This is a genomic window from Paenibacillus soyae, from assembly GCF_024623455.1.
Classification (GTDB): Bacteria; Bacillota; Bacilli; order Paenibacillales; family Paenibacillaceae; genus Pristimantibacillus; species Pristimantibacillus soyae.
In genome coordinates this window covers 337,112-348,980 of record NZ_JANIPJ010000002.1, presented here as the reverse complement: position 1 = coordinate 348,980, position 11,869 = coordinate 337,112, and the positions used below count along the sequence as shown (strand labels likewise).

Genomic DNA, 11,869 nt, shown 5'->3' with positions numbered 1-11,869 from the left:
ATGATCAAAGAACGATGGAGTGGAAGAAATCATGGACAAGCAATTATTAATGCAGCTGGAGCAGCTGCGCAACGAAATGGTGGAGACGGCGATATCCGAGCAAAATTTGTTGCATCGCGACGTATTAGAGCTAAGCCAGTCGCTTGATGAAATAATCGTGCGGGTGCAATCCGAACGCCGTATGCTTGCTCGGACGACATAACTTGCGCAGCCTCCGAAGGGAGACATTCATGCGAGCGGTAGATCTCATACAGAAAAAAAGAGACGGCGAAGAGCTGACGGCGGAAGAAATCAGCTTTCTTATCAAAGGATACAGCAGCGGAGATATACCGGATTATCAGATGTCCGCTTGGGCGATGGCCGTCTTGTTCAGGGGCATGTCGGCATCGGAAACGGCGACGTTGACGCTTGCGATGGCCGGTTCGGGCGATCAGGTCGACTTGTCCCCGATACGCGGCACGAAGGTGGACAAGCACAGCACGGGAGGCGTCGGCGACAAAACGACCTTGATCATCGGGCCGCTCGTAGCGTCCGCAGGCGTTCCTGTCGCCAAGATGTCGGGGCGCGGGCTCGGCCATACCGGCGGCACGATCGACAAGCTGGAATCGATCGCCGGCTTCCATACGGAGCTGACAAGGGAAGCGTTCTTGAAGCAGGTGAACGACATCGGACTTTCGGTCATCGGACAGAGCGGCGACCTGGCGCCGGCGGACAAGAAGCTCTACGCGCTCCGCGACGTGACGGCGACCGTTGAATCGATACCGCTAATCGCAAGCTCGGTCATGAGCAAAAAAATCGCGGCCGGCGCCGATGCGATCGTGCTCGACGTCAAAACAGGCAGCGGCGCTTTCATGAAAACGGTGGAGGATGCGGAGAAGCTGGCGCAGGCGATGGTCGCGATCGGCACCGAGGTCGGAAGGCAAACCGCCGCGGTTATCAGCGACATGGACCAGCCGCTCGGCTTCGCGATCGGGAACGCGCTCGAGGTGGCGGAGGCGGTCGATACGCTGAAAGGCCAAGGGCCAAAGGATCTGACGGAGCTCTGTCTGACGTTAGGCGCGCATATGGTCGTGCTCGGCGGCAAGGCGAACTCGTTCGACGAGGCGAAGGAGCTGCTTAAGCGGCAGCTTGAGAACGGCGAAGCGCTTCGGAAGTTCCAGGCGTTCATTGAGGCGCAAGGCGGCGACGGCAGCATTGCGGTTGCGCCGGAGAAGCTGCCGCAGGCTCCTTTGACGATCGACGTGAAAGCGGATCAGGATGGATTCGTCAGCGCGATCGAAGCCGAGCAGCTAGGTCTGGCGGCCATGCTGCTCGGCGCGGGCAGAGCCACGAAGGACGCCGCGATCGATTATGCCGTCGGCCTGACGCTGAAGAAGAAGGTGGGAGAAGCGGTGCGTAACGGCGACACCATTGCCGTTCTGCATGTTCGGGAGGATAACGCCGCGGTCCGGCAGGTGGCCGACAGAGTTCGCGGCGCGTATGACATTCGCGCGGAGCAGCCTGCGGAGCGGCCGCTTTTGCTGTCAGTCGTGACGGCTGACGGTATTACGCGTTACATTTGAATCGTTTGCGGTACGGGAACGGCGCCTTTATGGCGCCGTTTTTTTGTTTGGTCTGAAACGAGCGTTCGGGTTCGGCAGCGCGGCCTTTCCTTTATTTCAACGAATCAGCTGGCAAAGGGTGGAATAAATTACTTCCCGCTGGTCAACACTGGAATAGAAAATAGAACCGTTTCGCCTAACACATTCCTCAGGAGGGACCATACGTTGAAGATTTCCGTAACATCATTCGTTGCTTTCGCTTTAACCTGTTCGCTTGCGCTTCCTATGGGCGCGTTCGCGGAAGAGAGTCCAGCCCCGCAGAACGGCGCGGCAGTCGTTGATTTGGCGCCGTCGGCTCGTTCCGCGATCTTGATGGATGCCGAAAGCGGCACCGTCATCTTCGAGAAGAACAGTCACGACAAGCTCCCGCCGGCGAGCATTACGAAAATTATGACGCTTCTGCTCATCATGGAGGCGCTCGACGAAGGCAAGATCAAGCTGACCGACAACGTCCAGACAAGCGAAAACGCGGCATCTATGGGAGGCTCGCAAATTTTCCTGGAGCCGGGCGAGGAAATGACGGTCGAGGACATGATTAAGGGCATCGCGCTTGCTTCGGGCAACGACGCTTCCGTCGCGATGGCGGAGAAGCTGGGAGGGACGGAGCAGCAATTCGTCGCGATGATGAACGAGAAGGCCAAGGAGCTTGGCATGAACGATACGCATTTCGTCAATCCGAACGGTCTCCCGGTCGAAGGCCATTTCTCTTCCGCGCATGATATTGCCGTTATGTCGAGAGAGCTTCTGAAGCATAAGGAAGTCACCCAATATACGGGACTGTATCAGGATTATTTGAGAAAAACGTCGGATAAACCGTTCTGGCTGGTCAATACGAACAAGCTGGTCCGCTTCTACAGCGGCGCGGACGGCTTGAAAACCGGTTTCACGAGCGAAGCCAAATACTGTCTGTCCGCAACGGCGAAACGGGACAATCTTCGCATCGTCGCGGTCGTGATGGGCGAGCCGACGACGAAGCAGCGGAACAGCGAAGTGTCGCAAATGTTCGATTACGCGTTCGCTCAATACATGAATTATCCGATCGTCGGCGAAGGGGAATCCATCGGCATGGCGCGAATCGAGAAGGGAATGGAGTCCCAAATCGAGCTGGTCGCCGATCAGTCTTACAGCATTTTGTTGAAGAAGGGCAGCTCGACCAAAGATATCCGTTATGAGCTGAAGCTCGAAGAGAAGCTGAAGGCCCCAATCGAGCAAGGCCAGCCGATCGGCAAGCTGATCGTCTACCAAGGCGATCAAATGGTGAAGGAATTTGACGTGGCGGCGCCGCAGTCAATCGACAAGGCCAGCTGGTGGAAGCTGCTGAAGCGTTCCGCGAGCGGTCTGTTTCACTAGCCGATATTGATTTTTCGCGCGGTCCCCTCGGCTTTTGTCAGCTTGTAGCGGTATGCTTCTAGTTTTGTCGGCATGCAGGAATCGATCCAAGGATTGGAGAATTGCTTGTTCTATCCCGGCGAGTGTAACCATTACCCTGAAGGAGATGAACAGCGAACATGAGTCTGCAAATCGAGTTGGAGCATTACCGCAACATGCTGATCGTTCGCCTGCACGGCGAGCTGGACCATCATACGGCGGGCGTTGTCCGTTACAAGATGGAGGAGGCGCTTCTGAGGGAGAGCGTGAACCACGTCGTCCTGAGCCTGAAGCAGCTGGAGTTTATGGACAGCTCGGGTCTAGGCGTCATTCTTGGGCGCTATAAACAAGTGAAAGCCAAAAGCGGGAAAATGGTTGTCTGCGACGTCAATCCCGGCGTTCGCCGATTGTTCGAGCTGTCCGGGTTGTTCAAGATCATAGCGGTGCATGACAGTGAACGAAGCGCGATAACGAGTTTGGAGGTGGTATCATGACAGGCCACAACGAGATGAAACTTACGTTTAGCGCGCGGTCGGAGAACGAGGCATTCGCCCGGATCGCGGTCGCGGCGTTCGTGTCCCAGCTCGATCCTACGCTGGAGGAGCTGAACGACCTTAAGACCGCGGTTTCCGAAGCGGTCACGAACGCGATCATTCACGGCTATGACAGCGACGACATGAAGCAAGTGACGATCGAAGCGTCGATCGACCGGGACACGGTCCGAATCTCGATTCAGGACGAAGGCAACGGAATCGAGGACGTGGAATTAGCGAGACAGCCGCTTTATACGTCCAAGCCCGAGCTGGAGCGCTCCGGCATGGGCTTCACGATTATGGAAAACTTCATGGACCGCTTTGAGGTTACCAGCACGGTAGGCGGCGGTACCCGAGTGGATATGCAGAAGAGAATCGAGTCAAAAAAAGCGCTCTATAATTAGGGCATAGGGGTTGAGCCTCATGGATGTCGATTTGAAGCAAACAGCCCAGCCGTATTTGGACGACGCGGAAGTGAAGCGTCTAATTGCCCTAAGCCAGTCCGGGGACAGCGTGGCGCGGGATACGTTAGTCAACTGCAATATCCGACTTGTATGGTCCGTCGTGCAGCGGTTTATCAATCGCGGATACGAACCGGAGGATCTGTTCCAGATCGGATGCATCGGCTTGTTGAAATCGGTGGATAAATTCGATTTATCCTATGACGTCAAGTTTTCGACATACGCGGTGCCGATGATTATCGGAGAGATCCAGCGGTTCCTCCGGGACGACGGAACGCTGAAGGTGAGCCGTTCGCTCAAGGAAACCGCGAATAAGGTCCGCAAGATGAAGGATGAGCTGTCGAAGACGCTTGGCCGGCTGCCGACGATCACGGAGGTGGCGGACCGGCTCGGGATTACGCCCGAGGATGTCGTCTTCGCGCAGGAGGCGAACAAGCCGCCTACGTCGATTCACGAGACCGTATTCGAGAACGACGGGGATCCGATCACGCTGATGGACCAGATTGCCGACGACTCGCAAGAGCGGTGGTTCGACAAGCTGGCGCTCGTCGAAGCGATAGAGGGCCTCAGCGAGCGGGAAAGACTTATCGTATATCTCCGGTATTACAGGGACAAGACGCAGTCCGAGGTCGCCAGCAGGCTGGGTATTTCGCAGGTGCAGGTGTCGCGTTTGGAGAAAAAAATATTGCAATCGATCAGGGACCAAATCGCTCAGTAGCGGTTTGGTTCTTTTTTGTGTTTTGGCGGGGACGAAAGCGCCCTGTTTGAATTTGGCTGAGTATCCTTATCCTCCTTGTCCCATAATAAGAAGGAAAGTTTAAGGCCAAGATCAGGCAGAAGGAATGATTGCATATGGGCGCAGCCAACCATTCGGTTCTCTATCTGCGGCTCAAAAAAAGAATCTATATCCGGTCAAGCCATACGGTGACGCTGGGGCAAGTGTCAAGATTGATGACGGATGACGACGAGCTGGAGCGGGAGCTGACGGAATTGCCGCTGTACCGCCACCAGGAGTCCGATGGCAACCGCGTCGTCATCGATTTGCTTCAGATCGTGAAGACGATCCGAAGGAGCTACCCATCCGTCAACGTAGAGGCTTACGGCGACCCGCAGGTTTTGCTCATGATTGCGGACAAGCCTATGAAGCCCAGGTACGTCGTGCTCGCGTTCGCCTGGCTGCTTCTCTTTTTCGGGGCGGGACTCGCGATCATGAATTTCCATACCGACGTCAGCATGAAGGAAGTGCATATTCGAATCGTCGAGCTGATCACGGGAGAGAGAACCGATCATCCGCTATGGTTTCAAATTCCGTATTCGTTCGGCGTAGGGCTCGGCATGGTGCTGTTCTTCAATCATCTGTTCAGGAAACGGTTCAACGAGGAGCCCAATCCGTTGGAGGTGGAGCTGTTCATGTACCAGGAGAATATTAACGATTACGTCATAGCCGACGAGATGCGCAAGCAAGCGGATTACGACCAGATACACGGCGACGGCGAAAGCAAATCATGATCTTAGCGAACCTGTTCGTGGCCGTGCTCGGCGTAGCCGGCGGACTTGCGGTCGGAAGCGGCCTCGTCGCGCTTCTTATCGTGTTCGATATGATTCCGCGGCTTGCCCAGCTGGCGTATGCGTACAAGCTCTCCATCTGGTTTGAGACGGCCATTATAGGCGGATCCCTGTATTGGACGTTCGCGGACTTCATGGATTGGCGATTATCGCTGCCCGCCGCTTGGTTCACGTCGGTTGCTGGCCTGTTCGACGGCTTGTTCGTCGGCATGCTGGCTGCCGCCTTGACGGAAGTGATGAACGTTCTCCCGATACTGGCGAAGCGGATGCAGCTCTCCCGCTACATGGTCGGACTGGTGATGGCGATGGTGATCGGCAAGACGGTCGGTTCTTTGTTTGATTGGTTGTTCTTTCAATGGTGAGGTTCAATACTAGCGTGGAGGTATGAGAGACGATGAGTGATTGGCAGAGAGAAAACGGAGTGAATGGAAAAGGGGAAGACATCCCGCCGTCCTTCCTGCTCGAGGAACAGCTTCAGGAAGAATCGCGCGCTGAACAGTCCTCCAGTGAGCATGATCCGGGCTTTGGAGGACACGGAACGGTTGCCGCGGTCGTTCAGGCGGAAGGGGAGAAGCACGAGATTCCCGTGCGCCTGGACGATGTGCTGGGGAAGCTCGAGACCGTCGGCTACAAAACCAGCTTCGACATTGTCGTCAGGGAGATGACGTTCGGCGAGAGGCGAACGGCGCTGTTCTGCATGAACGGCCTCGTGAAGGATGACTTGCTTACCGAAATATTGAAACGGCTCACTTACCTGCAGCCGGATAACGTGGACGGCGACGCTCTCCATTCCTTCCTGGACTTGTACGTTCCTGCGGCCCAAGTGAGCGAAGAGAGAGACTGGATGAAGCTGATGGACGCCGTTCTGGCGGGGGCGACCGCGATGTTCATCGACGGAGAAGGCAAGGCGCTGAAGATCGACGCCAAGAGCTTTCCTGGCAGAGGACTCGAGGAGCCTTCGCTCGAGAAGGTTGTCCGGGGGTCGCGGGACGGCTTCGTCGAGACGCTGATGATTAATATTTCGCTCGTGCGCAGGCGGCTGAGAGATCCCAAGCTCCGCTATGAGCTCGTGCAGGTCGGCGAACGGACGAAGACGGACGTCTGCATCGCGTATATCGACGATATCGTGGACAAAGAGCTGCTGAAATCGATTAAAGACAAGATTGCGATGATTAAAGTCGACGGCCTGCCGCTTGCGGACAAGCAGCTCGAGGAAGCCACGATCAAACGCGGCTGGAGCCCGTTCCCGCTTGTCCGTTATTCGGAGCGGCCGGACACGGTATCCTCCCATCTGCTCGAGGGATCCATCGCCATCTTCGTGGATACGTCGCCTAGCGTAATGACGCTGCCGACGACGTATACCGATCTAATGCAGCATGCGGAAGAGAACAGGCAGGCGCCGGTCATTGGCACGTATTTGCGCTGGATCCGCTTCTTGGGCATATTCGCCTCCTTGTTTATGCTGCCTCTGTGGCTGCTCTTCGTCATGCATCCGGAGTTCAAGCCGCCTGCGCTGGAATTCCTCGGTCCCGAGAAGACGGGGAAAATTCCTCTTGTCGTCCAATTTATTCTCGTCGAGATCGGTATCGACATGCTCCGAATGGCGTCCATCCACACGCCGACCTCGCTCGCGACGGCCATCTCTCTCGTCGCCGCGATCTTAATCGGCGACATCGCCGTGCAGACGGGCCTGTTCATTAACGAGGTTATTCTGTATATGGCGATCGCCGCGATCGGGATGTTCGCGACGCCAAGCTACGAGCTGGGGCTGGCCAACCGGATCGTCCGGCTCGTCTTGCTCATAGCGGTCGCCGCGTTCAACGTGCCGGGCTTCATGATCGCTTCGACGATTATCGTCGTATACTTGGCTTGCGAACGTTCCTTGAACCGTCCATATCTGTGGCCGTTTATCCCGTTCGACGCGAAAGCGCTGCTAGGTCTAATCGTGCGGAATCCGCTGCTGCATAACCGGACAAGACCTAATATTCTGAAGCCGCAGCAGAGGGACAAGATGCCGACAACGAAATAAGAGTCGTAAAAAATACAAATGAAATGCGAATTTATCCATTTCGGCGGCACCCCTCTTGCGTTATACTGATGCTATAAGAAGCTATCATATTTCAGGCCTGCTCTAATTGACGGAGCGGGAGAAGGGCGAGGGGAACCAATGTATCTGCATGGAACGAGCAAAATAAACGAAAAAGGCCACCTGGAAATCGGAGGCTGCGACGTAGCCGATCTCGCGAAGGAATTCGGCACGCCGCTGTATATCGTAGACGAAGCGCTGGTTCGTCAGCGCGCAAGCGAATATGTGGAAGCGTTCAAGGCGTCGGGACTTAAATTCCAAGTCGCCTACGCAAGCAAAGCGTTCAGCATAATGGCGATGTGCGCGATCGCGGAGCAGGAAGGCCTGTCTCTGGACGTCGTATCCGACGGCGAGCTGTACACGGCGCTTCAAGCCGGATTTCCGGTAGAGCGCATCCACTTCCACGGCAACAACAAGACGCCGGACGAGATCAATATGGCTCTCGACGCGGGCATCGGCTGCTTTGTCGTCGATAACTTTAACGAGCTTGCCCTGCTTAACGCGCTTGCGGGCGACAAGGGCAAGAAGGTAAACATTCTGCTTCGCATTACGCCGGGCGTCGAGGCGCATACGCATGATTATATTTCGACGGGCCAGCAGGATTCCAAGTTCGGCTTCGACCTGGGCAACGGCGCGGCGAAGCAAGCGATCGCGGAAGCGATGAAGCTCACGAATCTGAACGTTCTGGGCGTTCATTCCCATATCGGCTCCCAAATCTTCGAGGTGGAAGGCTTCCGCATGGCGGTTGACAAAGTCGCGGGCTTCGCCGTGTCCATCCGCGAAGAGCTGGGTCTGACGTTCAAGGTCATCAACCTGGGCGGAGGCTTCGGCATCCGTTACGTGGACGGCGACACGCCGCTTCCGATCGGCGAGTACGTTGGAGCGATTACGGACGCGATCAAGACGAACTTCTCGAAAGCCGAGTACCCACTGCCTGAGATTTGGGTCGAGCCGGGCCGCAGCATGGTCGGCGACGCGGGCACGACGCTGTACACGGTTGGGACAAGCAAGCATATCCCTGGCGTTCGCAAATATATCGCGGTCGACGGCGGCATGACGGACAATCCGCGTCCGGCGCTGTACCAATCCCGTTACGAAGCGATCCTGGCTAACCGCGCGAACGATGCGGCCGAAGAGACGGTATCCATCGCGGGCAAATGCTGCGAGAGCGGCGATATGCTGATCTGGGACCTGGAGCTGCCGAAGGCTCAAAGCGGCGATCTGCTTGCTGTATTCTGCACAGGCGCTTACAACTACGCGATGGCGAGCAATTACAACCGGATTCGCCGCCCGGCGGTCGTATTCGTCAAAGACGGCCAAGCGGATCTCGCGGTGAAGCGCGAATCGCTCGACAATATCGTATGCAACGACGTTATTCCGGCAAGACTGCAGAAATCCCCTCTTGCGAAATAAGGGGAGAATTGGTAACGTAGTCTTATTCGAATAATGAAAGGTAGATGCGACACTATGGCAAAACAAGCAAAAATCAAATTGGCTAGCGGCGGCGAGGTACAATTGGAGCTTTTCGACCAAGACGCGCCTAATACCGTGGCGAACTTCGAGAAGCTCGCGAACGACGGTTTCTATAACGGATTGACCTTCCACCGAGTTATTCCCGGCTTCGTTGCGCAGGGCGGCTGCCCGACTGGCAACGGCACGGGTGGTCCCGGCTACCAAATCAACTGCGAGATCAACCCGAACAAACACGAGCGGGGTACGCTCGCGATGGCTCATGCAGGCCGTAATACAGGCGGCAGCCAGTTCTACATCTGCTATCAGCCGCAGCCGCATCTTGACGGCGGACATACCGTTTTCGGCAAGGTGACGAAGGGCATGGAATTCGTCGACGCTCTGAAGAACGGCGACAAGATGGAGACGGTTGAAGTTTCCGAAGTTTAATGATAAGATAGTCACTATACAAATGTAAGTCAGCTTTCCTTCGGGGCAGGGTGAGATTCCCAACCGGCGGTGATCGGGGCGCAGAATTATGCGGACATCCGCATAATACCTGCGCTTCCGTCAGTCCGTGACCCGGGCCAACGCGTCGACGCTGTCGTTCAGACTTGCGTTCGCGATGGAACGGTGGACCTGGTGCAAATCCGGGACCGACAGTATAGTCTGGATGGGAGAAGGAGAAGCTTCGGTTCATGGCGCAGTCTCTTGCGGCTTGTTCGTTTGTGCATTATTTCACAATGGATAGGGCGCTGCAAGCTCAAGATAAATGCGACAATGGAAATTAGACCGTCTTTTCGCGGTCTCTTTGTGTGCGAATGTTAACGGATGAGGCGATTCCAAGCCGTAACTCTCACGGTTGTAAGATTGCCTGCATTCCGACTCTGTTCGCGCGCGAAGAGTTTCTTCTTCCATGCCGTTGTTCTCGATTTCACTCACCCCCCCTGTCGGCAAGCAAGCCGGGATGGGGGTTTTTTGCGTGCTTTTGGACGTATTGAATGATGAATATTATATGTCGCTCGCGCTTGATATGGCGGCCAAAGCGGCCGGGCAGACAGGCATTAATCCGGTCGTAGGCTGCGTCATCGTCAAGGAAGGGCGGATCGTCGGCATCGGGACGCATCTGAAGCGCGGCGAAGGCCATGCGGAGGTCCATGCGCTAAGAATGGCGGGAGCCGAAGCCGAAGGCGCGACGGCATACGTGACCTTGGAGCCTTGCAGCCATCATGGCAAGACGCCGCCTTGCTGCGAGAGGCTAATCGATGCGAAAGTGGCCCGGGTCGTCGTCGCGGCGACGGATCCGAATCCTGTCGTTTCGGGCAGGGGGCTTGCGCGGCTGCGGGATAACGGCATTGAAGTGAGAGAAGGTCTGCTCGCGGACCGGTCGCATGCGATGAACGAGAAGTTCAACAAGTACATTACGACCGGTATGCCGTTCGTTACGCTGAAGACCGCCAGCACGCTGGACGGGAAGATCGCGACGGTCGACAATCACAGCAGATGGGTAACGGGCGCCGTTGCCCGGGAACAGACGCACACGCTCAGGCATCAGCATAATGCCATCATGGTCGGGATCGGCACCTTAACGGCAGACGACCCGATGCTGACGACGAGAGCGGAGGTTCCCGCTCTGCATCCGGCCAGGGTTATCGTGGACTCGAAGCTGCGGATACCGCTTGATGCCCGGGTCGTAACAGACAAGACGGCTCCGACCATCGTCTTGACGACGGACGGCGCGGATGCCGGCAAGCGCCAAGCGCTCGAGGCTGCGGGCGTCGCGGTTGTCGCCGCCGGCGACGGGCCTGCGGTCGATCTGACGGCGGCGTTGAAGGAGCTCGGCAGAAGAGAAATCGGTTCCGTCCTTCTAGAAGGAGGAGGCAAGCTGAACGGAGCCATGCTGGAAGCTGGACTTATCGACAAAATGGTTCTCTATTACGCTCCGAAGCTGATTGGGGGCGATCTGGCTCCTTCTAACTTCTCCTTCGAGGGACGGAAACTGATGTCGGAAGCCATCATGCTTGACCGGGTGCAGGTGGAGATGGCCGGCGAGGACATATGCGTCATTGGATATCCGCGCAACCGTTCCGGCCATGGCGAAGCGAAAGGGGAGTAGGATCATGTTTACCGGACTTGTAGAAGAAGTCGGTCAGCTTCAGTCCGTGGCGAAGCAAGGGGAGGCGATGGTCCTGACGATTCGAGGCGACGTCGTGCTGGAGGGCGTAAAGCTGGGCGACAGCATCTCGGTCAATGGGGTATGCCTGACCGTCACGTCTTTCGACCGCCAGTCCTTCGCATGCGACGTCATGCCGGAGACGTATCGGCGTTCGAGCCTGCATCGCCTTAAGGTGGGGGATCCCGTCAACCTGGAGCGCGCGATGCAGGCCGGCGCAAGATTCGGGGGCCATATCGTGCAAGGGCATGTGGACGGAACCGGGCAGATCGTCTCGCGGGCATCGGACGCGAATGCCGTTGTATTCCGCATCCGCTTGGAGGACCCCAGCCAGCTGCGGCACATTATTCCGAAGGGCTCCGTCACCATCGACGGCATCAGTCTAACGGTGATCGACACAAGCGACGATGGCTTCTCCGTCTCGATTATTCCGCACACGCTGGCCGAGACGGCTTTGCAGCATCGGCAGGCCGGCTCTACGGTCAATATCGAGACGGACATTATCGGCAAATACGTGGATCATCTTCTGCACTTCAGGCAAGCCGGAGGGGCCGGCGCAGGGAGCCCGTCCAAGCTGACCGCCGGGTTTTTGGCCGAGCACGGATTTATCTGACGACGAAAGTCGGCTATCT

At 56.7% G+C, this 11,869-nt stretch carries 13 protein-coding genes and 1 riboswitch; all 13 genes read left to right on the top strand.

Annotated features, from left to right (window positions below; genetic code table 11):
* Positions 1–31 precede the first annotated feature (31 nt).
* Positions 32–202 carry an aspartyl-phosphate phosphatase Spo0E family protein gene (locus NQZ67_RS04200; RefSeq protein WP_257443042.1) on the top strand — a complete coding sequence of 57 codons (171 nt, stop codon included), beginning with the start codon at positions 32–34 and terminating at the stop codon, positions 200–202.
* A gap of 28 nt (positions 203–230) precedes the next feature.
* A complete protein-coding gene (locus tag NQZ67_RS04195) occupies positions 231–1,562 on the top strand; it encodes a pyrimidine-nucleoside phosphorylase (protein WP_257443041.1) in 1,332 nt (443 codons plus the stop codon).
* Between the two features lie 204 nt (positions 1,563–1,766).
* Positions 1,767–2,951 carry a D-alanyl-D-alanine carboxypeptidase family protein gene (locus tag NQZ67_RS04190; protein WP_371825261.1) on the top strand — a complete coding sequence of 395 codons (1,185 nt, stop codon included), beginning with the start codon at positions 1,767–1,769 and terminating at the stop codon, positions 2,949–2,951.
* Between the two features lie 158 nt (positions 2,952–3,109).
* Entirely contained in the window at positions 3,110–3,463 is a 354-nt protein-coding gene (gene spoIIAA / locus NQZ67_RS04185) for an anti-sigma F factor antagonist (RefSeq protein WP_257443038.1), read from the top strand.
* Positions 3,460–3,906 (top strand): anti-sigma F factor, encoded by a 447-nt coding sequence (gene spoIIAB, locus NQZ67_RS04180; protein ID WP_257443036.1) that lies wholly within the window; start codon positions 3,460–3,462, stop codon positions 3,904–3,906. The genes spoIIAA and spoIIAB overlap by 4 nt, the downstream gene beginning before the upstream one ends.
* 19 nt (positions 3,907–3,925) lie before the next feature.
* Positions 3,926–4,681, top strand: coding sequence for an RNA polymerase sporulation sigma factor SigF (sigF, locus tag NQZ67_RS04175; RefSeq protein WP_257443034.1), 756 nt, complete (start codon positions 3,926–3,928; stop codon positions 4,679–4,681).
* Positions 4,682–4,815: 134 nt separating this feature from the next.
* The gene (locus NQZ67_RS04170) at positions 4,816–5,472 is read left to right on the top strand and encodes a stage V sporulation protein AA (protein ID WP_257443033.1); all 657 of its coding nucleotides are present in this window, start codon (positions 4,816–4,818) and stop codon (positions 5,470–5,472) included.
* Positions 5,469–5,891 (top strand): stage V sporulation protein AB, encoded by a 423-nt coding sequence (locus NQZ67_RS04165; protein WP_257443032.1) that lies wholly within the window; start codon positions 5,469–5,471, stop codon positions 5,889–5,891. Before NQZ67_RS04170 ends, NQZ67_RS04165 begins: the two co-directional genes overlap by 4 nt.
* Before the next feature lie 32 nt (positions 5,892–5,923).
* Entirely contained in the window at positions 5,924–7,558 is a 1,635-nt protein-coding gene (locus NQZ67_RS04160) for a spore germination protein (protein ID WP_257443029.1), read from the top strand.
* A gap of 138 nt (positions 7,559–7,696) precedes the next feature.
* The gene (gene lysA, locus NQZ67_RS04155) at positions 7,697–9,028 is read left to right on the top strand and encodes a diaminopimelate decarboxylase (protein ID WP_257443028.1); all 1,332 of its coding nucleotides are present in this window, start codon (positions 7,697–7,699) and stop codon (positions 9,026–9,028) included.
* A 54-nt stretch (positions 9,029–9,082) separates the two neighbouring features.
* A complete protein-coding gene (locus NQZ67_RS04150) occupies positions 9,083–9,514 on the top strand; it encodes a peptidylprolyl isomerase (protein WP_257443027.1) in 432 nt (143 codons plus the stop codon).
* Between the two features lie 32 nt (positions 9,515–9,546).
* A riboswitch (FMN riboswitch) is annotated at positions 9,547–9,753 on the top strand.
* 299 nt (positions 9,754–10,052) lie between these two features.
* Positions 10,053–11,180, top strand: a complete 1,128-nt coding sequence (ribD, locus tag NQZ67_RS04145) for a bifunctional diaminohydroxyphosphoribosylaminopyrimidine deaminase/5-amino-6-(5-phosphoribosylamino)uracil reductase RibD (RefSeq protein WP_371825267.1) — start codon at positions 10,053–10,055, stop codon at positions 11,178–11,180.
* Between the two features lie 4 nt (positions 11,181–11,184).
* On the top strand, positions 11,185–11,850 hold the full coding sequence (ribE, locus tag NQZ67_RS04140) for a riboflavin synthase (protein WP_257443024.1): 666 nt from the start codon (positions 11,185–11,187) through the stop codon (positions 11,848–11,850).
* The last annotated feature ends 19 nt before the right edge of the window (positions 11,851–11,869 follow it).